Source organism: Rothia sp. HMSC069C10, from assembly GCF_001812205.1.
GTDB classification, from domain to species: domain Bacteria; phylum Actinomycetota; class Actinomycetes; order Actinomycetales; family Micrococcaceae; genus Rothia; species Rothia mucilaginosa.
Window position 1 is genome coordinate 59,558 of the sequence record NZ_KV808303.1, and the last position, 26,802, is coordinate 86,359.

Annotated in this window: 24 protein-coding genes; 11 read left to right on the forward strand and 13 right to left on the reverse strand. The window is 59.3% G+C overall.

Annotation, left to right across the window (positions count from 1 at the left end; translation table 11 throughout):
* Positions 1-430 precede the first annotated feature (430 nt).
* The 4 genes from HMPREF2842_RS06680 to HMPREF2842_RS06695 all read left to right on the forward strand — a co-directional run bounded on the left by HMPREF2842_RS06680 (position 431) and on the right by HMPREF2842_RS06695 (position 4,274).
* The gene (locus HMPREF2842_RS06680) at positions 431-856 is read left to right on the forward strand and encodes a metal-sensitive transcriptional regulator (RefSeq protein WP_070643672.1); all 426 of its coding nucleotides are present in this window, start codon (positions 431-433) and stop codon (positions 854-856) included.
* Between the two features lie 63 nt (positions 857-919).
* Positions 920-1,135, forward strand: coding sequence for a heavy-metal-associated domain-containing protein (locus HMPREF2842_RS06685; protein ID WP_044150011.1), 216 nt, complete (start codon positions 920-922; stop codon positions 1,133-1,135).
* 29 nt (positions 1,136-1,164) lie between these two features.
* Entirely contained in the window at positions 1,165-1,551 is a 387-nt protein-coding gene (locus HMPREF2842_RS06690; protein ID WP_070643675.1) for a chorismate mutase, read from the forward strand.
* Positions 1,552-1,874: 323 nt separating this feature from the next.
* Positions 1,875-4,274, forward strand: coding sequence for a heavy metal translocating P-type ATPase (locus tag HMPREF2842_RS06695; protein WP_256388388.1), 2,400 nt, complete (start codon positions 1,875-1,877; stop codon positions 4,272-4,274).
* Positions 4,275-4,518: 244 nt separating this feature from the next.
* Here the strand turns inward: HMPREF2842_RS06695 and HMPREF2842_RS06700 are convergent, their stop codons facing one another.
* From HMPREF2842_RS06700 to HMPREF2842_RS06710, 3 genes are all read right to left on the reverse strand, one after another.
* Positions 4,519-5,175, reverse strand: coding sequence for an NAD(P)H-dependent oxidoreductase (locus tag HMPREF2842_RS06700; protein ID WP_070643683.1), 657 nt, complete (start codon positions 5,173-5,175; stop codon positions 4,519-4,521).
* Positions 5,176-5,390: 215 nt separating this feature from the next.
* A complete protein-coding gene (locus HMPREF2842_RS06705; protein WP_083309222.1) occupies positions 5,391-6,869 on the reverse strand; it encodes an MATE family efflux transporter in 1,479 nt (492 codons plus the stop codon).
* 86 nt (positions 6,870-6,955) lie between these two features.
* Positions 6,956-7,348: an RNA-binding S4 domain-containing protein gene (locus tag HMPREF2842_RS06710; RefSeq protein WP_005507918.1), complete on the reverse strand. Its 393-nt coding sequence runs from the start codon at positions 7,346-7,348 to the stop codon at positions 6,956-6,958.
* 346 nt (positions 7,349-7,694) lie between these two features.
* Here HMPREF2842_RS06710 and HMPREF2842_RS06715 point away from each other — a divergent pair, with 346 nt between their 5' ends.
* On the forward strand, positions 7,695-8,522 hold the full coding sequence (locus HMPREF2842_RS06715) for a UDP pyrophosphate synthase (RefSeq protein WP_070643686.1): 828 nt from the start codon (positions 7,695-7,697) through the stop codon (positions 8,520-8,522).
* A 104-nt stretch (positions 8,523-8,626) separates the two neighbouring features.
* Here HMPREF2842_RS06715 and HMPREF2842_RS06720 read toward each other — a convergent pair whose 3' ends face one another.
* A complete protein-coding gene (locus HMPREF2842_RS06720) occupies positions 8,627-9,844 on the reverse strand; it encodes an ABC transporter permease (protein ID WP_246823225.1) in 1,218 nt (405 codons plus the stop codon).
* Between the two features lie 158 nt (positions 9,845-10,002).
* Here HMPREF2842_RS06720 and HMPREF2842_RS06725 point away from each other — a divergent pair, with 158 nt between their 5' ends.
* Both HMPREF2842_RS06725 and HMPREF2842_RS06730 read left to right on the forward strand, forming a co-directional pair.
* Positions 10,003-10,626 carry a TetR/AcrR family transcriptional regulator gene (locus HMPREF2842_RS06725; RefSeq protein WP_070643694.1) on the forward strand — a complete coding sequence of 208 codons (624 nt, stop codon included), beginning with the start codon at positions 10,003-10,005 and terminating at the stop codon, positions 10,624-10,626.
* A gap of 113 nt (positions 10,627-10,739) precedes the next feature.
* Positions 10,740-11,849, forward strand: coding sequence for a sucrase ferredoxin (locus HMPREF2842_RS06730; protein ID WP_070643697.1), 1,110 nt, complete (start codon positions 10,740-10,742; stop codon positions 11,847-11,849).
* Positions 11,850-12,074: 225 nt separating this feature from the next.
* Here HMPREF2842_RS06730 and HMPREF2842_RS06735 read toward each other — a convergent pair whose 3' ends face one another.
* The 3 genes from HMPREF2842_RS06735 to HMPREF2842_RS06745 form a co-directional block, all read right to left on the reverse strand.
* The gene (locus HMPREF2842_RS06735; protein ID WP_070643700.1) at positions 12,075-13,736 is read right to left on the reverse strand and encodes an NAD-dependent succinate-semialdehyde dehydrogenase; all 1,662 of its coding nucleotides are present in this window, start codon (positions 13,734-13,736) and stop codon (positions 12,075-12,077) included.
* A gap of 466 nt (positions 13,737-14,202) precedes the next feature.
* Positions 14,203-15,807, reverse strand: a complete 1,605-nt coding sequence (locus HMPREF2842_RS06740; RefSeq protein ID WP_044150004.1) for a glycerophosphodiester phosphodiesterase — start codon at positions 15,805-15,807, stop codon at positions 14,203-14,205.
* Between the two features lie 390 nt (positions 15,808-16,197).
* Entirely contained in the window at positions 16,198-16,710 is a 513-nt protein-coding gene (locus HMPREF2842_RS06745) for a PTS sugar transporter subunit IIA (RefSeq protein WP_044150002.1), read from the reverse strand.
* 339 nt (positions 16,711-17,049) lie between these two features.
* Here HMPREF2842_RS06745 and HMPREF2842_RS06750 point away from each other — a divergent pair, with 339 nt between their 5' ends.
* Positions 17,050-17,631 carry an arsenic metallochaperone ArsD family protein gene (locus HMPREF2842_RS06750; RefSeq protein ID WP_070634587.1) on the forward strand — a complete coding sequence of 194 codons (582 nt, stop codon included), beginning with the start codon at positions 17,050-17,052 and terminating at the stop codon, positions 17,629-17,631.
* A 166-nt stretch (positions 17,632-17,797) separates the two neighbouring features.
* On the opposite strand, the gene fbaA is transcribed toward HMPREF2842_RS06750, so the two are convergent.
* Positions 17,798-18,823, reverse strand: a complete 1,026-nt coding sequence (gene fbaA, locus HMPREF2842_RS06755) for a class II fructose-bisphosphate aldolase (protein WP_012902702.1) — start codon at positions 18,821-18,823, stop codon at positions 17,798-17,800.
* 263 nt (positions 18,824-19,086) lie between these two features.
* On the opposite strand from fbaA, the gene HMPREF2842_RS06760 reads away from it, so the two are divergent.
* From HMPREF2842_RS06760 to HMPREF2842_RS06770, 3 genes are all read left to right on the forward strand, one after another.
* Positions 19,087-19,473 carry a hypothetical protein gene (locus tag HMPREF2842_RS06760; RefSeq protein ID WP_049342000.1) on the forward strand — a complete coding sequence of 129 codons (387 nt, stop codon included), beginning with the start codon at positions 19,087-19,089 and terminating at the stop codon, positions 19,471-19,473.
* Positions 19,474-19,778: 305 nt separating this feature from the next.
* Positions 19,779-21,374 (forward strand): amino acid permease, encoded by a 1,596-nt coding sequence (locus tag HMPREF2842_RS06765; RefSeq protein ID WP_049362442.1) that lies wholly within the window; start codon positions 19,779-19,781, stop codon positions 21,372-21,374.
* A 298-nt stretch (positions 21,375-21,672) separates the two neighbouring features.
* Positions 21,673-22,725: an ornithine cyclodeaminase gene (locus HMPREF2842_RS06770; protein ID WP_005504242.1), complete on the forward strand. Its 1,053-nt coding sequence runs from the start codon at positions 21,673-21,675 to the stop codon at positions 22,723-22,725.
* A gap of 205 nt (positions 22,726-22,930) precedes the next feature.
* On the opposite strand, the gene HMPREF2842_RS06775 is transcribed toward HMPREF2842_RS06770, so the two are convergent.
* The 5 genes from HMPREF2842_RS06775 to HMPREF2842_RS06785 form a co-directional block, all read right to left on the reverse strand.
* Positions 22,931-23,743: a hypothetical protein gene (locus tag HMPREF2842_RS06775; protein ID WP_070643703.1), complete on the reverse strand. Its 813-nt coding sequence runs from the start codon at positions 23,741-23,743 to the stop codon at positions 22,931-22,933.
* Positions 23,744-23,830: 87 nt separating this feature from the next.
* Positions 23,831-24,646, reverse strand: coding sequence for a hypothetical protein (locus HMPREF2842_RS06780; protein WP_049342002.1), 816 nt, complete (start codon positions 24,644-24,646; stop codon positions 23,831-23,833).
* Positions 24,647-24,713: 67 nt separating this feature from the next.
* On the reverse strand, positions 24,714-25,070 hold the full coding sequence (locus HMPREF2842_RS09415) for a peptidase inhibitor family I36 protein (protein WP_141747363.1): 357 nt from the start codon (positions 25,068-25,070) through the stop codon (positions 24,714-24,716).
* 413 nt (positions 25,071-25,483) lie between these two features.
* Complete coding sequence (locus HMPREF2842_RS09385; protein WP_256370613.1) at positions 25,484-25,615, reverse strand: hypothetical protein; 132 nt, start codon at positions 25,613-25,615, stop codon at positions 25,484-25,486.
* A gap of 102 nt (positions 25,616-25,717) precedes the next feature.
* Positions 25,718-26,551: a hypothetical protein gene (locus HMPREF2842_RS06785; RefSeq protein WP_083309223.1), complete on the reverse strand. Its 834-nt coding sequence runs from the start codon at positions 26,549-26,551 to the stop codon at positions 25,718-25,720.
* Positions 26,552-26,802 lie beyond the last annotated feature (251 nt).

Genomic DNA, 26,802 nt, shown 5'->3' on the forward strand with positions numbered 1-26,802 from the left:
GTTAGTGTCTTTGGTCGTAGTTAAAAACCATGGTCAAAGACGCTAAACCATGGCACAAATTCCGCAGAGGCAGCGCCTCCACACGGGTGAAAATTCGGTCATGCCCTAGTAATTTCAGTCATGACTTAGCGTCTTTGGTAATGATTAAAACCCCAGCCTGAAGTCACTAACCCATTACCGAAAAAGCTAAACCATAACCGGCGCCCGCCCATCAACCTGGCGCATCCGGGGTCGCCTGCTTTTTAGACAGAGATTTTCGATAGGTTAGTGTCTTCGCCGTGGGTCTTTAACCCGCAGTGAAAACACTAACCTATCGACAGGGCCGTAACCTATCGAAGAATCCCCCTATCGACAAACCCCCGCCCCCATACCGCGTAACAACTCGTAACACCCCCTTGCGGTATACCCCCATAGGGTATACACTTAAGCCATGGAAACCACTAGCAACCAGTGCTGCCACAGCACATCCGACCAGGTCAGCACCGCATCCGGCGCCCCCACTGAGGAACCCACCAAGGCACACACCGGCGCATGCTGCGGCGGCGAGGCGCCCGAAACCCAGCACGGTTACGCCTCCAACAAAGAGGCGCACCTCAAGCGCCTGCGCCGCATCGAAGGGCAGGTCCGCGGCATCGCCCGCATGGTCGACGAAGATAAATACTGCATCGACATCCTCACCCAGGTTGCCGCGGTCTCCAAGGCGCTCCACGCCGTCTCCCTGAACCTGCTTGAAGAGCACATCGGCCACTGCGTGACCGGCGCCGCCATCGAATCCGAACGCACCGGCGACCCGACCATCGCAGAAGCCAAGGTCAAAGAGGCAACCGCCGCAATCTCCCGCCTCATGCGCAGCTAAACACGCTGCCCCTAAACACCGGGCGGCCCCAAGTTTTCAACCCATTACCGAAAGGAAATCATCATGAGCACCACCACCGTTAAGGCAACCGGCCTGACCTGCAACCACTGCGCTATGAGCGTCAGCGAAGAGGTCAGCGAAGTTCCCGGCGTGACCGGCGTGACCGTGGACGTCGTCAAGGACGGCGTCTCCACCGTGACCATTGAGCACGAGGGCACCCTCAACACCCAGGCTGTTGCAGACGCTATCGTAGAGGCTGGCTTCACCCCCGCCGTCTAGCGCGGCAGCCGGCTCGATTAGGAGTCATCATGGCTTACCCTCCGCAGTACATTGCGATGGTTGTTGGCGCGGTCCGCACCCTTGTCGGCGCCGAAAACATGCACCTGCGCGACGCGATCACCCGCGTGGCCAGGCAAATGAATCTGGATGCGGCGCTGGTCGATTCGTGGGTGAAGCAGAGCCCCGAATATACGGCGCGTGAGGATGCACCCGGTGCGGCGCGACGTAGCGGCACGAACGCGAATAAGCGTTCCGCCGAGCACGAGCAGGGCGTGAAGGCGCGCGAGAAGGCGAACGCTTCGCCGTTCCCGCGGGCTGCCGTGAAACGTGCCTACGGTGTATCTGATCGTGGCGCGAAGGTGACCGGTATTCACCCGCACACGAGCAGGCCGGATGGGCTACCCGGCGACCACTGAGCCGTCGCTTTCACAGCCACAGCATTACTCCCGCCGCCGTTTTCAGCCTCGCGGTTTTACCCGCGGCTTTCACTCCCGCGACACCCTCAGTGCTGCACCCTAAACACTGCACCATACACCGTCCGGGGCGGGGCCCTTCGGGGCCCCTCCCCCGGCTTGGTGTACCTTTTTTCTACCCTCCCGTTTTTGAGTTTTGAGGAAGTATTGTGTCTTCTACACAGCCTTCAACAAGCACCCGCGAGACCTCATCACAGAGTGAGCGCTCTCTTTTTAATCCTGCCGGAACGACCGCAAAATCAACGGAGTCAACCCGAATTATCCACGTGGACATTCAGGGCATGACCTGCGCATCCTGCGTGGGCCGCGTGGAGCGTAAGCTCCGCAAAATCCCCGGCGTTGACCCGGCGGTGAACCTGCCGCTGGAGTCCGCGCGCGTCATCGTACCCGAGGGCGTGAGCGACGAGCAGATTGTTGAGACCATCAACAACGCCGGCTACAAGGCGCACCTCAAAAACGGCCCGCGCGTGGGCGCCGCGACTGATGCGAGCGCATCCGACGGCGGCGGTCAGCACACCACCCCGAGCATGAAGGGCGGCTTCACCGACCGCATTATTTATGCGGCGATTTTGGGTGTGCCCATCTTCCTGATTTCCATGTTCCCGGCGTTCCAGTTCCCGAACTGGGGCTGGGTCGTGGCGATTCTGACCGCGCCGGTCGCGTTCTGGTGCGCCGCGCCGTTCCACCGCGCCGCGCTCATCAATGCCCGTCACGGCTCCTCCACGATGGATACGCTCGTGTCCCTCGGCGTGGTCGTGGCGTACTTCTATTCGCTGGCGCAGCTGCTCATGAACCCGGCGTTGACGGCGCACGTGCACCATGCGGGCGGCAGCTTCTGGTCGATGTTTACCGGCCACCATGCGCCGCTGTACTTCGATTCGGCGTCCATGGTGACGCTGTTCCTGCTGATTGGCCGCGCAATTGAGCACCGCACCCGCCACCGCTCCTCGGATGCGCTGCGCACCCTGCTGAGCATGGGCGCGAAGGAGGCGACCCTGCTGCGCACCGATAAGCAGGGCGTGACCAAGCAGGTGCAGGTTCCGGTGGAGGACCTCATGCCGGATGACCTGTTCCTGGTGCGCCCGGGCGAGAAGATTGCCACGGACGGCGTGGTGGTCGAGGGTACCTCCGCGGTGGATGCGTCCCTGCTGACCGGCGAGTCTGTGCCGGTGGAGGTACGTCCGGGTGATGCGGTCACGGGTGCCACGGTGAATACGTCTGGTTCGTTGACGGTGCGTGCGACCCGCGTGGGCGCTGAGACGACTCTGGCGAAGATGGGTGAGCTGGTGGCGAGCGCGCAGGAGACGAAGGCTCCTATTGCTCGCCTGGCGGACCGTGTTTCTGCGGTGTTTGTGCCGGTGATTTTGGTGATTTCGGCGCTGACTCTGGTCGGCTGGTGGCTGGTGTCCGGTGACGGTGCGGCGGCGTTCAACGCGGCGGTGTCGGTGCTGGTGGTGGCGTGCCCGTGCGCCCTGGGCTTGGCGACTCCGACGGCTCTGTTGGCGGGTACGGGTCGCGGCTGGCAGTTGGGCATTTTGATTCGTAATGCGCAGGTGCTGGAGGCGACGAGCACGGTTGATCGTGTGGTTCTGGATAAGACCGGTACCGTGACGACTGGTGAGATGTCTGTGGCGTTCTACGGCACTTTTGACGACTATGAGTCGGCGGGTGACTTTGCCGGTATTTCGCCGGAATCCGCAGATTCCAAGAATGAGCGTTCCCTGTCTGTTCTGCGTGATGCCGCCGCCGTGGAGGCGCTGAGTGAGCACCCGATTGCCCGCGCGATTGCCGGTTTTGCCCGTGAGCAGGGTGTGCTGGCTGAGGGTGCTTCGGCGCCGAGTGTGAGCGGCTTTGAGGGTGTTCCCGGAGGCGTGCGCGGCGTGCTGAGCGGCGCGGGTGACGGTGCCAAGGAAAGCACCGAGAATGGCGCCTCCCGACTGGTTGTTGTGGGTACTCCCGAGTACCTGCAGGCGGCAGGTGCGCAGCTGAGTGAGGGCCAGTTGGCTCTGCTGGATCAGGCTCGCCGGGCGGGTCTGACGACCGTGGTGGTTGCCCGCGGTGAGGCACCTGATGAGGCCCCGAACACCACCTCCTCTCTGCAGCCGGTCGGCATGATTTCGGTTGCCGACACCCCCAAGCCGGAGGCTGCAGAGACCATGGCACAGCTGCGTGAGCTCGGCCTGGAGCCGATCCTGCTCACCGGTGACGCCCCGCAGGTTGCGCAGGCGGTCGCCTCGCAGGTCGGCATTTCGGCTGAGAACGTGTACGCCGGCGTGACCCCGGAGGGTAAGTCGCAGGTGGTTGAGAAGTTGCAGGCCGCCGGTCACCGCGTGGCGATGGTCGGCGACGGCGTGAATGACGCCCCGGCGCTGGCTCTTGCGGAGCTGGGCATTGCGATGGGTTCGGGCACGGACGTTGCCGCGGAGGCTGCCGATATTGTGCTGACCCGTTCGGATGTTGCTTCGGTGGTCACGGCGCTGCGTCTCTCCCGCGCTACGCTGCGCACCATTAAGTCGAACTTGTTCTGGGCGTTCGCCTACAATTCGGTGGCTGTTCCGGTTGCCGTGGCGGGCCTGCTGAACCCGATGATTGCGGGTGCGGCAATGGCGTTTAGTTCGGTGTTTGTGGTGCTGAATTCTATGCGTCTGACGGCGTTTAGGAAGTAGCGCTCTGCCGTTATACAGAATGAATCGCTGCGCGCGATTTCAAACGAAAATTTCAAAAGCATATCTCGCCATGCTTTTCGCACGGTAAAAGATATAAAGAAATGCACCGCCCGTGTAAAGGCGGTGCATTTCTTTATATTTAGTTTTCACGGGCGGCGGCTTGAACATCTAGCTCAAACGCCCCGCCTGAAAGCCTGAGTCCGAAAACCCGGTAAGAAAACCTCGCCAAGAGCCCGGCAGAACCTTACGCCCAGGTGACCAGGTCCTCGATGGAGCGGCGGCTCTTCGGCGCGATCTCGCGGGCACGGTAACCGAAGGTCACGGCCACGGACACGCCGAACTCTTCCGGGTCGAACAGGCCGGCAGAGGTGAGCAGCTCGTTCACTGCTTCGTAGTTCATGCCCTCGATGGGGCAGGAGTCGATACCGAGCATTGCGGCGCCGGTCATCATGTTGCCCAGGGCAATGTAGGTCTGCTTGGACGCCCAGTCGAAGAGCGCACGGTCGCTTTCCAGGATCTTCATGTCGTTCTTCTGGAAGTTGCCGTAGCGTTCGAGTGCAGCCTGCATCTGCTCCTCGGTGAGGTTGCGGCCTTCGAGGGTGCGGCGCATCCACGGGGTGTCGTAGCGCAGGCCCTTCTTCGCCAGCAGCACGACCAGGTGGCTTGCGGCGTCGAGGGCACCCGCCATGCCCCATGCGATCGGCTTGAGCTTTTCGCGCAGTTCGGGGTCCTGGATGACCAGGAACTTCCACGGCTCGGTGCCGACGGAGCTGGGCGACAGGCGCGCAAATTCGAGGATTGCGGCGAAGTCTTCGTCGCTGATGCGGCGGTCGGGGTCGTAGGCGCGGGTTGCGCGGCGGCGGGCGAAAATTTCGAGGGCTTCTTCGCGGGTTACGGTCACGGTTTCATCCTTTGCATGAGGGTTTCAATACCCTGTCATGCTACACCCGCGGAGGGTGCGGGCGGTACGAAATGTGGCGAGTTACGCCCGCAGGAAATACGCCGCGAGAGCGCGAAGTACCGCCGCAAAACGCCCAGTCCAGCCGCCCCGGCGCACACCCAAAGTTCCCCGGAGAAGCACCTCCAGAGCCCCCTACAAGTCCCTCTGCGAAGCCCCTACTGGGCACCGGCTTTCATCCACACATCCGAGCGGGCGCGGCGGCCAAAAATGACCGCACGGATTCCTTGGAAGTACAGAATATACGCCGCCCACAAGCCGCAATACCCGGCGAGCGCATCCATGGTGCCGTTGCCGACCGCCCAGTGCAGGCCGAGCATGACGGGCACGTACATCACGAGCATGATGAAGCAGCCGATTGCCAGGTATTTCACGTCCTGCGCACCCATGAGGATGCCGTCCAGGGTGAACACGTACGCGGCAATGGGCTGACCGAGGGCAATGATGACGGTGGCGATGGTGAAGAGGAACGCCACCTGCGCGTCCTGCGTGAAAATCCAGGAGCCAAAGAAGCCGATGAGCGGGCAGATCAGGCCGGTGATAACGCCGTAGATGAGGCTCATGCGGAGCAGCCGGTTTTTCAGCTGGCGCACCTTCGCACGCTCGGATTCTACGTTGAGGTCGCGTTCGCCGAGTTCCTTGCCGAGTAGCGCCTGGGCGGCGATGGCGAGGGAGTCCAGGGCGTAGAGGAAGAGGTTAAATACGCCCATGCCGAGCTGGTATGCGGCGGTGTGTTCGGTGCCGAATCGTGCCACGACGAACACGGTCAGCAGGGAGGCGATGCGCATGGACAGGGTGCGCAGCATGAGCCAGGAGCCGAGCGAGAGCACCGAACGCATGCCGGCGACGTCGGGTGCCCAGGGGACGGCGTGCTCGCGGGTGCCGCGCATCATGACCACACCGAGGGCGGCAGCCATGCCCCACTGGGTGAGGGAGGTGCCGGTCGCCGAACCGGCGACGCCCCAGCCGACCGGGTAGATGAGCAGCCAGTTCAGCACAATGTTGACGAGCGTGCCGACCGTGGCGACTTTGAGCGGGGTGACGGTGTCTTGCAGCCCGCGGAGCGTGCCGACCTGCGCGAGGATAATCATCATCGGCGGAATACCCCACAGCGAATGGTGCAGGTAGTCCAGGGCGTAGCTGATGGTTTCGTCGGTCGCGCCGAGGCCGCGCAGCAGCGGGTCTGCGAAGGCGTATCCGGCGATCATGAGAAGCATGCCGAGGCCGAAGGCGACCCACACGCCGTCCACGCCGATCTGCCAGGCGCGGCGCAGGTTCTTCTCGCCGAAGGCGCGCGCCACGGCGGGCGTAACGGAGTAGGCGAGGAAGTTCATGAGGCCCACGACCGTGGTGACGAGCGTGGCGGCGATGCTCATGCCCGCAAGTTCTGCCTTGCCGAGTTGGCCGATGAGGGCGGAGTCGGTGAGCACGAAGATGGGTTCGGCGATGAGCGCGCCGAAGGCGGGTACGGCGAGTGCGAGGATGCGCCGGTTCAGCGAAGGCTCGGCGGTGTTGGCGCCAGTGTTGGCGCTGGGGCTCGCGGCGGTATTCGCGGTATTCTTCGCGAGCGCGCCGGATGCAGCGCCACCGGGCGCAGTGCTACTGGGTTCAGTATTTGGGTGCTTCTGTGTGCTCATCCTTCTAGGCTACTCCCCACCGCTGCGGCGGGTGCCCGCGCGCGGGGCGGGGTGCACTCTGCGAGATAGGCGCGCGAGATGCGCGGTTAGGCGCCTCGGCCGCGCAGTTCGTCGAGGGCGCGGCGTTCCTTCTTGGTGGGGCGGCCGCTGCCTCGTTCGCGTTTGGCGACCGGGGGCATGGAGAGGTAGGCGGGGCGCGGGCCGGAGAGGTCTTCGTAGCAGGTGACGGCGATAGGTGCGCCTACGCGTTTGACGAGGAGTTTTTCGACTTTGAAGACGCGTTCCCAGCCGGGGTAGCGCACGCGCACCACGTCGCCTTTTTTGAGTTTTTGGGAGGGTTTGGCGGGGGCGTCGTTGACGCGCACGTGGCCGCCTTTACATTCGTCGGCGGCGAGAGAGCGGGTTTTAAAGATGCGCACCGACCAGAGCCAGAGGTCGAGCCTGGCGCTGGTTAGTGCGTTGGTGTCTTCTGCGGTCATGTGTTCATTGTGGCGCGAGGCGGGCGGGGCACCAAATCAGGTGCACCCGCCTGCGCGTCCTGTCTCTCCACAGTTTTCGCAGTGATTCCACCGTATTTTTGCCGGGGTTTCGGCGGGGTTCCATCATGGCTTCGCCGAACCGCTCCGCAACCGGCACCTAACCCGCCACGCGGCGGAAAATTTTCTATTGCACGCACCTCCCTATTGAGCGCAAACCCGCATCCACTAGGGGTATTGTTAAGTCACCTTCTCAAGAAGTGTTCTCAAGGCCACATCGTTCGCGTGGTCTACGGGGGGGTTGTGGCCGCGACGCCACGGGCTCCCCGTAACAGATTGGATATACACCATGTCAGCTTTGAAAAAGCTCCTGGCGGCTGCCCTCATCAGCACTGTGCTGTCTTCTTGCTCCTTCGGCCCTTCTCTAGAGAAGGACGAAAGCGCCCGAGCAATCTTCGACGTAGAAAATGACCGGGTGATCCTGCCTCTGGACGCATACAACACCGCCGGCAAGGGCGAATACTTCACCAAAGCCCTTGAGCTCGCCCGCAAAAAGTGCTTTGCCGAACACGGGCAACACTACGAGATGTTCGTCCCCACCGAAGGATCCGGCAGGAACCTCGGCAGAACCTACGGGATCTGGAACGTTGAGCACGCCCAAAAATACGGCCTCCACGAGCGCGAAGACTCAAATACGCTGGACCTCTCCTCCCCTGCACCCTCATCCGACCCTGGGAAGGATGTCAGCACCGAATGCTATCAGCGCGCCAGCGATGAGATGAAGCAAATTGGAGAGATTCCCGGCGGCTCCGCCACGTATAGGCGTGTGGAGACTGACGTTCGAAACGCCGCTGGGGATCAACAGCTCAAAAAATCCCTCGACGACGAATGGAAGCGATGCGTCAAGGACAAGGGCCTCACCCCCGATAGTGAGGTGACCGTCAAGGAAGAAAAGAATATTCCTCAGAGCACCACCCCCTCAGAAGAGGAAATTCGAATCGCCGTCATCCAGGCGCAGTGCAATCAGGATGTAGGCCGTTCGCAGAAGCTCTACGACCTGGAGGCGCAGTACCAGAAGCCGCTCGTCGCTAAGAACCAGGCTGCCCTGGAGAATGAGCTCAAAGAATTTAAGCGCCGGGACGAGCAGTTCAAGCAGTACGTCCTCGACAACCAGTAACAGCGCATAACAGTCGGTAAGTCGACAGAAAAGGGTGTGTGCCGTGTTCAGTGAACGCGGCGCACACCCTTCTTGCGTTGTACCGGCGGCCTAACCCGTAGCGCTTATGCCTCCACCGTTGCGGTGCGGCGCTCCTTGAGGGCCCAGCCAATCACGCCGGTCAGCAGACCGAACGCAATCCAGGAACCGAGCACCAGCCACTGGCCGCTCGTTGAAGCCTCCGGGAAGTACGCAATCGAACGCAGCAGAGTCGAGGAGGCACCCGGAACCATCATCTGACCAATCTGACCCCACGCACCGGGCAGGAACACGCTCGGCATGGACGCGCCCGAAATCGGGTTACCGATGAACATGGTCACCACGGCGCCCAGGCCCAGGCCTGCCAACGGCGACGACAGAGCACTCACGCCCACGATGAAGGACGCGGTAGCCAGGTAGGTTGCACCGAATGCGGCCCACAGGGTTGCGAAGTCACCGGGGATGAGGCCGAACCACACGTTCAGAATCAGGGCGGTCAGCGCACCACCGATGACGGCGTACAGGATTGCGGTGACGAAACGGCGCCACGTGCCGTTCACGCGCAGGGCTGAGAACGAACCGCCCAAAATACCGCCAATGACCAGCGGGAACGCGGAGATAGCAATACCGGAACCGGAGGTGTCGCTATCGCTCAGGGGCACCACCGCGGTGGTCTTCACCGCCATAGCGGATGCCTGCTCGGCCTGAGCCTTCATCTGCTCCAGCTGGGCGGCAGCCTGCGCGCCCTGCTCACCGCCCGCCTGCACCGCCTGGGTGAGAGCCTCGGTCTTAGCGGTCAGCGCCTTCTGCTGAATCTGTGCGTTCAGCTGGGTGGCAACGCCGTTGAGCATCTGGGTTGCTGCGGTGTTGGCGGCGGGGGCGGTCAGCACCTCGGGTGCGGCACCTTCGGTGAAGATGATTGCGCCGTAGGTTTCGCGCTGCTTAATCTGCTGCTCAGCCTCTTCACGGGAGGATGCCTGCTTCAGTTCGAAGGTCTCGATGCCCTTGTCCTTGAGGGACTGTTCGAACTGACTGACGGTCACCTCGGGGCCCGCGATAGAGACGGGCAGGTTCTTTGCTTCCATGGTCTTGGTGGGCCAGGTGAAAGCTAGGACGATGAGTGCTACCACCAAGGATGATAGTACGGAGGTGGTGATGACCTTGAGCCAGGAGGAACGGTCGGTGGTTTCTTGCGTGCTTGTTTCTGCAATGCTCTTTGCCGCGATCTTCTGGGATGCGGCAGCTTGGGTGGCTGCGGCGGTCACTGCTTCTGCGGTGACTGCGGTGGCGGTTTCGTTGTTCATGACAATCTCCAAACAAAATGCTTATTTCGTTTACGAGTCAGAACTCTACTCTCGATTTTTACCGAGTGCAAACAAAATAGCTATTTTGTTTGTAAAGTCACAAAAAGAATCAGTGTTGTGTTTACGCGTTCTTTAGCCCCACCCCCTAGACTGGAACCATGCCCCGACTAACAGACGCCACCAAAGCCGCACGCCGAGCCCAAATCATCGAAGCCGCCATTAGCTGCTTCCTCGAAAAGGGCTACACCAACACCTCCATGAGCGACATCATCAAAGCCTCCGGACTGTCCTCCGGGTCCATCTACTCGCACTTCTCCGGCAAAGAAGACATCCTCATCACCGCCATCAACGAGCGCCTCAACAACGTCAAGGAGCTCTACGAAACACTCCCCGAAGGCGCAGGCCCCCAAGACATTCTCGAAACCATCCATACGAACCAGCTGGTAAACGACAATTTCTCTGCCATGCTGCGCATCCGCCTTGAGTCGCTCCACGCACCCGAAATCGCCAGGGCAACCGCGGACATCATGCCCCTGTTGCAGGGCATCATCGTAAAGACCCTCACCCCCTGGGCAGCTGAACAGCTGAGCGTTCTGCACGAGATCGACCCCGATCCGGCACAGCGCACCCCCGAACAGGAGGCACTCATCACCGACTACGCCCGCGACACCGCGGACGCCCTCATGATGATCTTCCAGGGGTACATGCTCCGCTCCTTCTTCGGCAGCACCGAAGAGAAGGACCGCCTCTACCGCGTCGCTTTGGCGCTCCTTCCTGAGTAGTTAACCGCCGGATAGCCCCTGAAAATCACCCTTGAGCGGTTGTTTTTCAGCATTTAGACCATACAGGGGCAACATAGGTCATTCACATCCTACAGGCGTAGAATCGAGAAACCATGACTGAATCCTGCACCCCCGCAACCCCCGAGCCGCGCGCCACCAACCCCGCTGAGCTGAACAACCTGCGTGCCGCACACGCCGATGAGCTCTCTTCACGCACCCGCGCCACGAGCATCCCGGTAGACTCCTGCTCCCTCTACGACGACGAGGCTCTCGGCGGCACCGCCGGACGCGCCACCGCCTGGCTGGCTCTCGAACACGTGGGCCAGTGGGGCCGCGATGTGCTAGACGGCTCCGCCCTCGGCGAGGAGCTTTCGGAGGCGTTGGGCGAGGCAGTCTCGCAGGCGGGTTTGAAGTTCCTACTGATCCGCCAGGTGGGCAGGGCGGGGCGCGTACTGCACGGCGCGCCGGATGCATCCGGCAACCCGACCCACCGGGTGCTCTACGCGCTCTGCACCCCGGGTGAGGAGAAGCTCTACTCGTTCAGCGTGAGCACCCCCGAACAGCTCCTCGACCTACCCCTGGACAACCCGGAGGAGTTAATTCAGGCGACCGGCGCGGAGCTCATGGATTCCCCCGCTATTCTCGTGTGCACCCACTCCAAGCGTGACCGCTGCTGTGCCCTGCGCGGTCGCCCCATTGCGGCGCACCTGGCGGATATCCTGCCGGGTAATGCGGTCTGGGAGTGCTCGCATACGGGCGGTCACCGCTTTGCCCCGGTCGGCATTATGCTGCCCACCGGCTACACCTACGGTCGCCTCTCGGAGCCTTCGGCGCTGGCGGCGTACCTGTCGCTGGCAGGTCGTTCCATTCCGTCGTTGCACGGTCTGCGAGGCCGTAGCACGGATACTCCGGTGGAGCAGGCGGCGGAGGTTGCCGTACGCCTCGAACTGGAGCAAAAGGGCGAAGAAGTAACCTCTGGAGGTTTGGTTTCACGTGAAACATCGGGGCGGGAGGCGTTCATTGCGCTCCGTGAGGCGGGCATCGACCCCGCGGTAGACACCGCCGAACACCTCACCCTGGAGGCGGCACTCACCTCCCACACCGACGGACGCACCTGGGTCACCTTCTTCGAGCGGGTCACCCTTGAGCCGCGCCCCAACTCGTGCGGCAAGGGTCCCGCAGATGCTTTCAGCCGCGAGCTGCTCGCGCTACACCAGCTCTAAGCCCTGCACCAGATATAAACCCTGTGCCAGCTCTAGACAGAGCCAGTTCTAACGCCCGCGCATGATGTAGACAGCGTAAAGCCCCGGCGGGCACCTTCTCGGGTGCCCGCCGGGGCTTCGGCGTATCCAGGGTTCTTCGACGTATTCAGGGTTCACTGTAACCGGCATCCCGCCGTACCCGGCAAACAGGCCTATCCGGCAAACAGGCCTATCCGGCAAACGGGCTTATCCGGCGAACGGGTTCGGCGCGCCGATGTACTGCAGCTCGGTGTACTCCTCCAGTCCCTCGGGGCCGCCCTCGCGACCCATACCGGACTGCTTCACGCCACCGAAGGGGGCTGCCGCGTTCGAGATGACGCCGGAGTTGTAGCCGATTAGGCCAAACTCCAGACCAGCCGCCATGCGCGTAAAGCGCGGGTGGTTGCTCGTGTACACGTACGCCGCCAGGCCATACTCGGTGTCGTTGGCGAGCTTCAGGGCGGTGCGTTCACCCTCCTCGCCGTAGCCGCTGAACGTGGCAATCGGGGCGACGGGGCCGAAGATTTCTTCACGCCACACGCGCATCGAATCGGTCACGCCGGTCAGCACGGTGGGGGTCACGAAGTTGCCCTGGTTCAGGTTTTTGGGCATGCCTCCGGTATCGCTCGGAACGTTCTCCCCAAGCTCGGGAATGTACCCGCCGCAGGCGAGGAGCGCCCCCTTACCCAGGGCGTCTTCGACCATAAAAAGCATGGATTCAACCGCTGAAGGTTGAATTAGCGGTCCACAGTCGGTTCCGTCGACGGTTCCGTCACCCACGACGGTCGCCTCCATGCGCTCCACGAAGGCGCGGGTGAACTCTTCAGCAATGTCCTCGTGCACGATGAATCGGTTGGCGGCGGTGCATGCCTCGCCCATGTTCCTCATCTTCGCCGCGTAGGCGCCCTCCACGGCGGCGGGGATGTCCGCATCCTCAAAGACGATGAACGGTGCGTTGCCGCCCAGCTCCATGGAGGTGCGCAGAACGTTCTGCGAGGCCTGCGCGAGCAGGGTGCGGCCCACGGCGGTGGAGCCGGTGAACGAGACCTTCCGCAGGCGCTCATCAGCCATCAGCGCGGAGACAACCTCGCCGGTACGAGAGGTGGTCACCACGTTCAGCACGCCGTCCGGCAGGCCCGCCTCACGCATCAGGTCCGCGAAGTACAGGGAGCTGAGCGGAGTCAGGGAGGCGGGCTTGAGCACCGCGGTACAGCCCGCCGCGAGCGCCGGGGCGACCTTGCGTGCCGCCATGGCGAGCGGGAAGTTCCAGGGGGTAATCAGCAGGCAGGGGCCGACGGGGCGGCGTACGGTGGTGATCTGTAGCCCGGATTCGGGGGCAACGGCGGTGCGGCCGAAGTTGCGGGCGGCTTCTTCGGCGTACCAGCGCAGGTAGTTTGCCGCGTAGGCGACCTCGCCGCGGGACTGGTCGAGGGGCTTGCCCATTTCGAGGGTCATGAGCCGGGCGATGACTTCGGTGCGCTGCGTCATGAGCGTGTAGGCGCGGTTGAGGATATCGGCGCGTTCGCGCACGCTGGTTGCCGCCCATGAGGTGCGGGCGTCGCAGGCGGCGTCGAGTGCTTCGATGCCCTGTTCGACGCTGGCGTCGGCGACGTGCGCGAGGATTTGGCCGCAGGAGGGGTTGTGCACGGGGAAGGAGCCGTTGTCGCCGGTGACCCAGCTGCCGCCGATAAGCAGGTCGGTGGGCACGTAGAAGAAGGGGTAGGAGGGCCGCTCGTAGGGGTCGATGGGTTCGCGCTGCGGCATGTTGATGCTTTGCATGTGCGGTTCGGTGCGGCCTCGTAGCTGGGCGGATTTCGCGGCGGGCTTTGCGGCGGGACTCTCGGCGGAGCTTTCGGGTGAGGTGGTCATGGCGTGCCTTTCGGGTTGGGGCGGCCGGTGCGGTCGACTCTGACGCTTTTAATTCTAGTACCGCGCACTCCCCTACCCCTCGAACCTGCCCCGCGCGCCTATACGTCCTTGCGCGCCTCGAACCAACCCTGCGGTTCTCTCCCCTGCCCCGCGCGCCTACACGTCCCCCACCTACACGTCCCAGTCCGCCCTCCCCCACCTTTCCCCCTCGCCCGACCCTGAAAAGGCCGCGGGCACGCCGAAGGGGGCCGCATCCGCTGTGGATACGACCCCCTTCGGGTGGATTCTTCAGGTTGATTCTCACTCGGTGTGCGAGCGCCTATCTGAGAATTATGGAGCTGGGGATTATGGAAAGCGTTGCCCGGAAGGGATGCTCGGTGTTGCATCCGCTCTGCCCGGTACCCGTGTTCTCACCGCTGAGCGGCGGTGAGGCGGGCCCCTAGGTGGACTAGGCCCACCGGTCCTCTCAAATCCAGGACTGACGTGCCTCGATTCGAGTCAGCTCCAGAGGACCGCCATCGTTGGTGCCGTGGAAGCGGCCGAAGTGTACGTACGGGCCGCGGTAGGCGCTGTGGTTGATGGGGCTGGAGTATTGGCCGTTGACCGTGTAGTAGAAGCTGTTCTTGTTCACCACAATCTTGCAGTTCAGTGCCTGGCCGGTGGTGACCTTCTGGCGCAGCTTCATGGTGTGCAGCACGCGCGGGCTGGTCTGCTTGGGTTCGAAGCAGAGAATCTGCGCTACGGAGTTGCCGCGGTAGTTGGGGCGGATGGCGAGCACGTAGGTGCCGTCTTCCTGGTTTGCGGCGAACTTCTTGCCGATGCCGAAGGGGCCGTCGTGTTCGCGACCGAAAGCGACGTAGCCGTAGTGGCCGTCCTGCTGCGGCAGTGCACCGGTCCACTTCATGGAGAAGTCGAGGGTGTACTTTTCGCGGGTGGTGTAGTTCGCCAGCGGGCCGAGCAGTACGGATTCGTCGTAGCGCTGGTTGTGCACGATGGCTACGCCGGTCAGGTCGGGCATGTCCGCTGCGACGGAGGGGTCGGCGGGCAGCATGCCGTGGGGACGCTTGCCGGTCTTGATCTTGACGCTGGAGTCGAAGGGGTCACCGATTACCCAGTAGGGGTCGGGGCACATGAAGCCCTTCACGCCCAGTGCCTTGTACTTTTCGTAGGCGGAGCGGCGGTGGATTTCCCAGACGATGACTGCCTTGCCGAGGCCGGTGAGGGCGCGTACGTTCTCTTCGCTCATGGAGCCCTGGGAAGCGCCGGTCGGCTTCTCGTAGTAGGGTACGCCGATGGCGTCCACGTTTTCGTGGCGTGCCATTGCGGAAATCTTATCGATGGGGTCGCCGCCGTCGAAGTAGCACCAGGTGGCACAGCCTGCGGAGTTGGCAAGCTTCAGGTAGCGGGAGGTGGGCTTGAAGCCGCCGCTGCCGTCACGGTACATCTTGATGACGGTGCGGCGCTGCAGGCCGCGTTCGGTGATGAACTTGACGAGGCCTGCCTGTGCGGGGCCGTCCTTCGCTTCGAGGAACAGTACGACCTTCTTGCCGCCGACGGAGGCATATTCGCCGCCTGCGGGTACGGCGTCAACGGCTGCGATGGCTTCTTCGAGGGTGGGGATGTTGTACAGGTCGGTCTTTTCGCCCAGGTTCTTGCGCATGTTGACCTTGTGCTGGCGCAGTTCGGCGAGGGTGTGGCCGCGCACGTCCATGGATGCGCCGGTGGTGCGCTTGATGTTGGTGTCGTGCATGCAGACGAACTGGCCGTCGCTGGTGGTGCGTACGGAAATTTCGACGGCGAGGGCGCCGCGGCGTACGGACTCTGCGTAGGCGTAGGCGGTGTGCTCGGGGCTGATGTTGCCGGCACCGCGGTGGGCGATGAAGAATTCATCGGTCTTGTAGAGCAGCTGATGTGCGGGGGAGCCGCTGTGTACTGCCGCGAGCTGTGCGCGGGTGTTGGCTGCGGCGTGGGCTTCGCCTGCCTGGAGCATGAGGGCGGCGGGCGCCAGAGTGGAGGCGCCAATGAAGCCGCGGCGGCTCAGATTCTTGGAGATCTTCGGGAATGCAGTCACCGTAGTGGTCCTTTTTTCGTTTATGAGTTGAGCGTAATGTGTGTGGTTGGTCATTGAAGTTTTGGTTTATAGCTGAGGGTCCGGATTCTCTCAACTCAAACTGCAACTTCTATGTAGGATAACGATTTTTTATCGGTGATTCACTGCGTTCACAAGCAAATAGGGTATTATGTGCGCCTCATTCTTACCCGCTGTGCAATGCGGGTGAATGTGTTCCTCCTTTTCCGCCGCTTTTAATAGCGGCATTTCATGCGGCGTTAAAAAATTTCTCGTGTAACGAAAAAAGCCGCGCCTGTAGCCCGATTGAGCCTGCAGGACGCGACCTTTTGCGTTAAGTATTTTCGCGGGTTTTCACCGCTGTTGAAGCTGAGCTATTTTCGCTGGTTCAGCTTACTTCTTGGATGCCTGAGCGACGCGGTCACCGGCTGCAACGGGGCGGCGGGACTCAGAGTCCTTGGAGATGTTGAACTTTGCGGTGTTGGTAATCATCACCATGGTTTCCTTGGAGGGGATGCGACCCTCGATAGCTGCCCAGTCGACCTCGATAATGGGTGCGCCTGCCTCAACCTTGTCACCTACGTTAGCGAGCTTGGTGAAGCCGTCGCCGCCGAGCTCAACGGTGTCGATACCGATGTGGACCAGTACCTCACCGCCGTTTTCGGTGCGGAGCATGAATGCGTGCAGGGTGTCCTGAATCAGTGCAATGGTGCCTGCAACGGGTGCGACGATGGTGCCTGCGGTGGGGTTCACTGCGTAGCCGTCGCCCATAACGCCCTGAGAGAAAACGGGGTCGGAGACTTCGCTCAGCGGCAGGTACTCGCCGGTAGCAGGTGCGACGTAGACGTCTGCGGACGATGCTTCCTGTGCGGCAGCTTCCTTCTTCTTCTTGCCGAAACCGAACATGTATGCTCCTTCTGGTCGTGTGGCGCTATGAATAGCGTGTATTTGTAACGCTGATGCGTCCGCGTCGGATGCGGGCGTCGTTGCCTTCTTGGTTTCACACCGGGCGACGTCTGCCTGAATTGCAGGGTTCGCACACTCCGGTGCATATGCACTCAGAATACAACACCTGAACCCGCAGCTCACGAGCTGAGGGTCATTCGACTCGAATTCTGCAAATATTCCGCAAATCTGGAACTTCAACTCACACTTCTGCACTCTTGAGGGCACGAGTACACTTAGTGAAGGACTGGCGCCCCTCCCCCGAGCTGGCGCTGATAAGAAAGAAAAGGCTAAAAACTGATGACTGAAGCGGCTGAGACCGTTCTTGAAGTATTTATTCCGGGCCCCGGTGAGAACCCGGAGGATCCGCAGGATATGGAGCGCTCCGAGTTCCTGGGCGCCGCACAGGAGGCGCTGGATTCGGGCGTGTACATTGAGGTGTACTCCACCGACTCCTACCCGTCCGCATTTGAAGAGTGCGCACCGGTCGCCGAGCAGATTGAGATGAACGGCCGCGAGGTTCTGCCGCTCATGCTCGTCAACGGTGAGGTGAAGGTGTCCTTCGCGTACCCGACTGCCGAGCAGATTAAGCGTTTTGCGCGCGCCCACCTGGTTGCCCAGCCGAAGGCTAATGCGGCAGCGGCTGCGTGCGGCCCGTCCGGTTCCCCGGCGGCGTCGATGATCCCGAACCTGAGCGGCGAACCCGCCGGTTTCGCGGCAACCCTGGCGGGTAAGGCACCCCAGCCGGTCGGCGGCCCCGAGATCGGTAACCGCGTGAACCTCATGGGTGGCGACACCGGCGACGGTATCCCCACCTCCGGTTCGGTGGCTGTGAAGTCCGGCGGCTGCGGATGCGGTGGTTGCGGCTGCGGCGGCAAGTAAACCCACCCCTGCCGGCAACGAGCGCCTGGCTCACCCGGTTCTAAACTACATAGCAAAGAGCGGTGCCCGTCTCCTCGTGATGAGGAAGCGGGCACCGCTTTCGCTTAACGAAGCTTAGGTTCACACCCGGCAGCACCTACGGGAGCTACGGCGGGCGAACAGCACCTTACTTGATGGAGGTACCGACGGAACCGAGCTGCTGGCAAGCCTCGACCACGCGTGCGGCCATGCCTGCCTCTGCAGCTGCACCCCAAACGCGGGGGTCATAGGTCTTCTTGTTGCCGACCTCGCCGTCAACCTTCAGCACACCGTCGTAGTTGCTGAACATGTGGCCAGCAACGGGGCGGGTGAATGCGTACTGGGTGTCGGTGTCGATGTTCATCTTGATAACACCGTAGGACACTGCGTCTGCAATCTCCTGCTCGGTGGAGCCGGAGCCACCGTGGAAGACCAGGTAGAAGGGCTTGTCGCCCTTGCCGTACTTAGCGCCGACCTCGGTCTGGATTTCCTTGAGCAGCTCGGGGCGCAGGTGAACATTACCGGGCTTGTACACGCCGTGAACGTTACCGAAGGTCAGAGCAGCCATGTAGGTGCCCTTCTCGCCCAGGCCGATTGCCTCAACGGTCTTGATTGCGTCTGCAACGGTGGTGTACAGGGAGTCGTCGATAGCGCCTTCAACGCCGTCTTCCTCGCCACCAACGGCACCAATCTCAACCTCGAGAACGAGCTTTGCCTTGGAGGTACGCTCGATCAGCTCAGCAGCGATCTTCAGGTTCTCGTCCAGGTCGATTGCGGAGCCGTCCCACATGTGGGAGTTGAAGATGGGGTCTTCACCGCGAGCAACAGCCTTCTCGGACTCTGCCAGCAGGGGCAGGACGAAGCCTTCCAGCTTGTCCTTGGGGCAGTGGTCGGTGTGCAGTGCAATGTTCACGTCGTACTGCTTAGCAACTTCGCGTGCGTATGCTGCGAAGGCCAGGGAGCCAACGACCATGTCCTTCTTGGAAGCGCCGGACCAGTATGCTGCGCCACCGGTGGATGCCTGGATGATGCCGTCCGAGCCAGCCTCTGCGAAGCCGCGGATTGCAGCGTTCAGGGTCTGGGAGGAGGTCACGTTCACTGCGGGGTACGCGAAGCCCTTTTCCTTCGCGGTCTGCAGCATTTCTGCGTAAACTTCGGGGGTTGCAATAGCCATATGCTGACTCCTTGGATAGATGCGACCGGTTACCGATGCTGGGCCGGTTCACCATATTTTGTTGGCGCGCGAGACGCCTCCTACTCGCACTATTTTACCAAGATACGACTTATTTATCGTTAATTTTTTGTGGGTTTTTTTGGGTTTACTGCAGCGAAATTTCCGCGAATTACCGCGGTAAAGTAGAGGTGTTAATGACTTGATGTCTTCTGTGTGTGCAGGCCAGCGTACACATCACCCAGACGCGACGAAAGGAACCTCCCATGAGCAAGGCGAGCGCTAAAAATAATCCGAAACAGCTCGACGCGAAACGTGAGAAGCGTGCCCGCCAGGCGCAGCGTCGTGCTGAGCGTGAGCATCCGAATGCGGCGGCTATTGCCCCGGTGCGCGCCCAGTTGGATGAGGTTCTGGAGCGTAAGAGTCGGCATGTTTTGGGGCATGGCGATATGGCGAAATCCCTTGAGTTGATGGAGAAAATGCGTGATGAGGGCGCGAGTGACCACGAGATTGATGTGGCGCTTGCGGAGGCGAAGCTACCCTCGGTCGTGCAGGTGGGCCGTAAGTCGTTGATGCGTTGGCCGAGCTGGTGGTGGTTGAATCGTCGTGAGCGCGCGTTGCGGGCGAAGATTGACCGCCTGATGGAGGGCTAAGTCCCCGTTTTGAATAGGTTGTGAGAGCACCCCGTTGTGGGTGCTCTTGTGCTGTGCGGTGGTGGGATAATTGATTTTTTGGACTCAGGGTTCAATTAATCTATTTCACAAAACAATGAAAACCACACAATACAACATGAACCAAATATATTTATAAGATATGCATTATATGTATATAAATTGTTACGTGATGCGAGTTATATTACCTAAATTACCGTGCTATAGTCATTACAACCCGCAGACGTGTTCCCAACCACATTTCGTGTAACACGTGCTTCAGACGTAACTATCCAAGGAGGTATAGCGTGAGCACCTCACCGAACAAGAACCCGCAGACTTCTGCAGCGGATCAGTACACTAAGCCCCCCACAGATGACCCGTTCGCACACGAACAGGAAGGCTTCCACAAGGGGCTTGGCGCACGTCAGCTCCAGATGATCGCCATCGGTTCCGCAATTGGTACCGGCCTGTTCCTGGGCACCGGTAGCCGCCTGCAGGACGCAGGCCCCATGCTCGCCGTTATCTACGCCGTCATCGGCTTCTTCGGCTACCTGATTCTTCGAGCCCTCGGCGAGCTGATCCTTCACCGCCCTTCCTCGGGCTCCTTCGTCTCCTACACCCGCGAATTCTACGGCGAAAAGGCCGCATTCGTATCCGGATGGCTGTACTGGCTGAACTGGGCAATGACCGCCGTTGCAGACGCCACCGCGATTGCTATCTACATCAGCTGGTTCGGTCGATACAACCAGTTCTTCGCGGATATTCCCCAGTGGCTCAGCGCATTCATCGTTGTTGTTGTCACCGTTGCTTTGAACCTCATCTCCGTGAAGCTCTTCGGTGAGCTGGAATTCTGGTTCGCACTCATTAAGATTCTTGCCCTGCTGTCCTTCATGGCGGTAGGTATCTGGTACCTGGTCTTCGGTGAACCCATCAACGGCGTCACCCCCGGCCTGAGCCTTATTGCAGCCAACGACGGCTTCTTCCCCAACGGCATTCTTCCCGCTCTTATCGTGGTTCAGGGCGTTGTGTTCGCCTACGCCGGTATTGAGCTGGTCGGCACCACCAGTGGTGAAACCAAGAACGTTGAGAAGGTTATCCCCCGCGCTATCAACACCGTGATCTGGCGTATCGCGATCTTCTACGTTGGTTCCGTGGTTCTGCTCTGCCTGCTCATGCCCTACACCGCATACAAGGACGCAGAGTCGCCGTTCGTGACCTTCTTCGACGCTATCGGTATTCAAGGCACCGCACCGATTATGCAGCTGGTCGTTATTACCGCGGCTGCTTCCTCGCTGAACGCTGGCCTGTACTCCACCGGTCGTATCCTCCACTCGATGGGTGTTGCAGGTTCGGCACCGAAGTTCACCACTAAGGTGTCCCGCTCCGGCGTTCCGGTGGCAGGTATTCTGCTGACCGGTGTGATTGGCCTCTTCGGTGTTGTGCTGAACTTCTTCGTTCCCGAGCAGGCGTTCGAGGTCGTGCTGAACATCGCCTCGGTGGGCACCATGGCTAGCTGGGCGGCTATCGCAATGTCGCACCAGAAGTACCTGAAGCTGGTCGGCGAGGGCAAGTACAAGCGCCCCAACTACCGTGCACCCGGCGGTCGTTTCAGCGACTGGGCTGTGATGGTCTTCCTGGCTGTTGTGCTGGTGCTGATGGCACTGGATTACCCGGTCGGCACCTACACCCTGGCATCGCTGTTGCTGGTTATCCCGCTGCTGATTATCGGCTGGTACACGGTTCGTGACCGCGTCAACGAGATTGCTCGCGTCCGTGAAGGCTACACCGGTTCCGTGCCCGTGATTGCTGCCCGCCCCGTGGTGAAGAAGCTCGTTTCGGAGCCTCGTACCCACATTGACCTGGGTGACCTTGAGGACGAGGACAACCCGAAGGGTAGCTAACCCGACCGGTTGCCTGTAATCCCGGTAATATCCCGGCGAAGGCGAATGAGGGGGTTCTAGACCCTAGCCCTAGACTCTAGGAGGTCTAGGCTCTAGGAGCTCTAGACTCTAGAACCCCCCTCCCTGCACGTCTTTTCGTGTTCGTTCCGTATTACATCCGTGTAATACATAAAGCAAAGTACATATCTACAGCATTTCTAATACGGTGTGTCCTGCAATATATTTTGAGATAATAGATATCCGCAGTGACCACCAGATGCACAAAGAAGTTTTGTGCAGATATTCAAAGGAGAAAATCATGACTGAACGTCCTAGCGCACACGCGGTGGAATTTGTTGACGTCGCCTCGATGGCGAAGTGGATTCAGAAGGACGGCGTAGGCAACATCATTGCCGGCATGGTCGACTTCCTCGAAGAAGACTTCAAGAAGTGGCAGAGCTTCGACAAGATTCCGCGCGTCGCCTCCCACACCCCCTTCGGTGTGATTGAGCTGATGCCCACCTCCGACAACATCACCTACTCCTTCAAGTACGTGAACGGCCACCCGTCGAACCCGGCACGCGGCTTCCAGACCGTGACCGCATTCGGTCTGCTCGCTGACGTGGACAACGGCTACCCGGTGTTCCTGGCTGAGATGACCCTGCTGACCGCGCTGCGTACCGCTGGCGTGTCCGCCATGGTTGCTAAGCACCTGGCACGCAAGGATTCGAAGAAGATGGCAATGATTGGTACCGGCTCGCAGTCTGAGTTCCAGGCGCTGGGTATGCGCGCTGTGCTCGGCATTGAGGACCTGTCCGTCTACGACGTTGATCCGCACGCGATGGAGAAGTTCCGCCGTAACCTGGAGCCGCTGGGCTTCCGCATCCACCTGGCTAAGGACGTGGACGAGGCTGTTGAGGGTGCAGACATTATTACCACCTGCACCGCCGATAAGCAGCAGGCGAAGGTTCTGCTGGACCGCCAAGTGAAGCCCGGCGTGCACCTGAACGCTATTGGTGGCGACTGCCCCGGCAAGACTGAGCTGGAAAGCGAAATTCTGGACCGCTCCACCGTGTTTGTTGAGTTCCCGCCGCAGACCCGCATTGAGGGCGAGATTCAGCAGAAGGACCCGGACTTCCCGGTGGTGGAGTTCTGGAAGGTTCTGACCGGTGAGGAGCCGGGCCGCGTGTCGGATGAGCAGATTACCCTGTTTGATTCGGTGGGCTTCGCGATTGCTGACTTCTCGGGTCTGCGTTATGCCCGTGCGGCCACGCAGGACACCGACCTGCAGCAGTTCATTGACCTGGTTGCTAGCCCGGATGATCCGAAGGATCTGTACTCGCTGGTGAACGTTAACGTTCCGGTGGGCTAAAGGACTAAGCAGCCTGACGCTGAGTGGCCTTGAGCTGGCGGGCCTGTAGGTGCGCCAGCATGGGCTGCGAGGTTGAGAGTGAATAAAGTGAGGGCCGGGGAGTGGTGACACTCCCCGGCTCCTTCTTGTGAAATTTTCGTATGCACGGATTTTCTTGGAGGCTATCCGCGGCTGGTTCGCCCGTTCTGCCCTTCAGCGGGTGTGGCTACTGGCGGGTGGCGATAATTTCGCGCGCCCTCGCCACACGCTTTTCTTTCTCTTCTTTCAGCTGGTTGAGCTTCGCCTGGTTCTTCTCAATCAAAGGCCCCTGATAGGACGCTTCAATATCACCCAGACGCTGAGCCATACCCACCTTCTGGTTACATTCCGCTTCGATGGTTGCGAGGCGGATTTCCTCCGGCTTAGCTTCTTCGTTGCCTTGGGAGGAGGTCATGAGATGTGCGCTTTCTTCGGACATCCAGTCGCTCTCTCCTTCCCTGGGGGTTAGTCTGCGTTCACGCAGGCAGGTCCACCATTCTGAGCGAATATTTTTCCACTCATCGGTTTGGGAGGCGTAGGTGTATGCCTGTGAGTTTAGCTCTCCTACAAACCGGTATTCTTTTTCGTCCAGTTCGACGTCAGAGAATGCGGTTTTCACCTCTTCTTGGCACCGGGCGTTGATGTCGTCTGATGCTGAATCGTCTGGGCCTCGGGATTCCTTCTGGGAGTACCCGTACTTTTTGGCGTACTCGACGTTCCAGTTGCCGTATAGCCCCCCGGGTTGCGGGGTGTCTATTGAGGGCACAGCGTAGGACTGCCCGTGGTGCGCGTAGCATTCGGACATGAGCGTGTGCCACGCCGTGCTCACCGTACGGATTGTTAGTTCATCGAAGGCATACTCGTCCAGTGGAAGGTGTATGTAGTTCTTTGAATAATCGAGAACAGCTTTTCGTGAGGTGTCCCGCTCGGCACTGTTGGAGCAGGATACGCACGCCCCCAGCAGGCAGAATACTGTTACCGCAGAGAGAGCCTTACGCATAGGCTTTCCTCCTCCATACCTCGTTGTAGCATTCAAACGGAGTTACCCCAATTATCCCAAGGGATGCTATCTGCTTGTTGCTGATATCTACTGGTGGGTGGCAATAATTTCGCGCGCCTTCGCTATCTTCGCATCACGTTCAGCCTTCAATTCATTCAGCAGCGCCTGATTCTTCTCAATCAAAGGCCCCTGATAAGACGCCTCAAGATCACCCAGACGCTGGGCCAACCTCACCTTCTCGCTACATTGAGCTTCAATGGTTGCCAGGCGGATAACCTCCTCCAACACTTTGGGATCATCAGCATTCAGACTGGCCGTTTCTTTGCTCGTCCATTCACCGTCCCCGGTGCGAGGCGTCAACCCTTCCTGACGCTGACAGTCCCACCAATCTGAGCGGGCTTTCTTCCATTCAGGGTCAGCCTGCGCACGCATGTACGCTTCACTACGGATACGCTCGACGGGGCGGTACTTTTTCTCATCATCCTCATCAAAATAGAGCATATCCAGTTCTTCCCGATGCTCTTCGCGGCAGCTGGCCCTGACGTCTTCAGGGATGCTCTTATAAATCCTTTCCTGCTCATCTCTGACTTGGATGGACGTAAAATGATTCGCCGCATGCTTCACGTTCCAGGAGCCGTACTGGGAGGCGTTGCCAGAAACCAAGCCGTTTTCTAGAATTTCAAAATCGTATCCTTTTTTCGCATAGCACTCTTTAAGAATCAACAAATACGCCCTATATGTTATATCTTCGGCCTGGTCACTCATATCGTATTCGTCGAGGGGAAGAGTAATATAGTTATTTTCAAAATCCAGCTGGGCTTTGAGGCTAGTATCCTTAGGCGCAGCGGCACAGGAACTTAAAGCTAAAGCAAAGCAGGCGAGTAGGGCAGAAGATTTCTTCATTGTTACCAACTCCTTTCAATCAAGAAAGTCAGGAGGAGCCCACAAACATTGGGCTCCTCCATCACAATTACCAGCGGCAGTTTACCTTGTAAACAGAACTAATACGATCATCCCAAGTCTCGCCCCAATGGAGACCCGCATGGCTTAGACCGCGAAGATAGTTGAGGTCGGAAGAAGATTCAAAATTTCGACCCCTGTGATTAATGTCTTCGTAATAGTGCCACCGACACCCACCAGAATGCAATGAAGATGCACGGTCACTCATCCAATCCAAATGGGTCGTCCCCTCAGTTTCCATACGGGGCCCAAGGAAATTGGCATCCGAATAGAAAGTAACACCCGCATGTGCCGGAGGTGCTACCGCACCGAAAGTCACCGCAGCCACACAGGCCGCAACAGCAAGAGACTTATTAAAGATCCTCATCAGAATCTCCTTTCAAAAGAATGACGCCGCGGTCATTCATATCCACAACCCGCAACCATTGGCGAGCCGAAGTCAGGAAATCCATCGCATGCCCCAAACCGAAATTGAGAGTGCGACTCTCGTATTCCCTGTGACTTGAATTAATACTAACACACCTAGGCAATTTATTTAGTGATTTAAATCACTTATATGATAATATGGGATTTACCCGCTTTAGATATATTTAAATATTATTTACTACATTTACAAGACAAAAAATCCAGATAACATCACACAACCCCACCACAAACAACGCATCAAACCCCGTGGGTACCCACATTCATGTGAAAAACTCAACACCCCACCCAAACAAAGAATCACCCAATACCCCAATAAAAACCCCAATAAAAAAGGTTCCGACGCGCACACATGCTTCACATTCCAGGAGCCATACCGGAGGCATCACCAGAAACCCAGCCATTTTCTAGGATTTCAAAATCGCATCCTTTTTTCGCGTAGCACTCTTTAAGAGCAAAGCAGGCGAACAGAGCAGCAAATTCCTTCATTGTTACCGACTCCTTTCAACCAGGAAAGTCAGGAGGAGCCCACAAACACTGGGCTCCTCCATCACAATTATTAGTTGTACTATTCAGTTCAAACAGAATGTGTTATTGACTAGTGGCGATAATTTCACGCGCCCTCGCCACATGCTTTTCTTTCTCTTCTTTCAACTGGTTAAGCTTCGCCTGGTTCTTCTCAATGAGAGGCCCCTGGTAGGATGCCTCAATATCACCCAGACGCTGAGCCATACCAACCTTCTGATTACATTCCGCTTCGATAGTTGCGAGGCGAATCACTTCTTGAGTTTTTTCCTCCTCACTCTTAGAACTTACGTCAATATTGGACGTCTCTTGACTACCCCACGCCTGGTCATCCTTGCGTGGTGTTAACCCATTGCTCTCTAGGCAGCTCCACCATTCAGAGCGAACTTTATTCCATTCCGGATCACTTTTCGCACTCGCATAGGCTTCCTGTCTAAGCCGGTAAGCGAAAGAGTCATTGTCATTCTCGTATTCAATTTCTTTCAACTGATTGGCACTTTCCTTGCGACATTCCTTCCTAATCTCTGCCGGTATTTTCTCTGCCGCCTGCGTGCGCTCTCGAGACTTTTCTTCATTGAAATATCCATACTTCTTGGCATATTCAACATTCCAGGCACCATATATATTACTGTGCTGATCATCAGAGAACACAGGGACAGCATCAGAGTATCCCTTAGCTACATAACATACTTGCATGATACGGGCGACCGCCTCATTAATTACAGCCCTTGACGCATCGTCATAGTCATACTCCTCCAGGGGAAGAGTAATCAAATTATTCGCGTAATCGAGCTTGGCTTTATACTCAGAATTTGAGGCACCTCCCTGAGCGCATGAAGACAGCAAAAGCGCGCCTGCTAGGGCAGTGATTGTGAATGCACTACTTTTATGCAAGAGCACACCCTCCTTTCAGAGTGGAAGAAAAACTTAAAGCAGGAAAGCATCCTGTCCCTCTACCACCATTCACCTAGCAATACACATACCTAACTGAGCTAATCCGGTCATCCCAAGTCTCGCCCCAATGGAGACCCTCATGGCTTAGACCCCGCAGATAGTTGAGGTCGGAAGAAGAATCAAACCTGCGACCCCTATAGTGGCTGTCTTCGTAATAGCGCCACCGGCACCCACCAGAATGCAATGAAGATGCACGG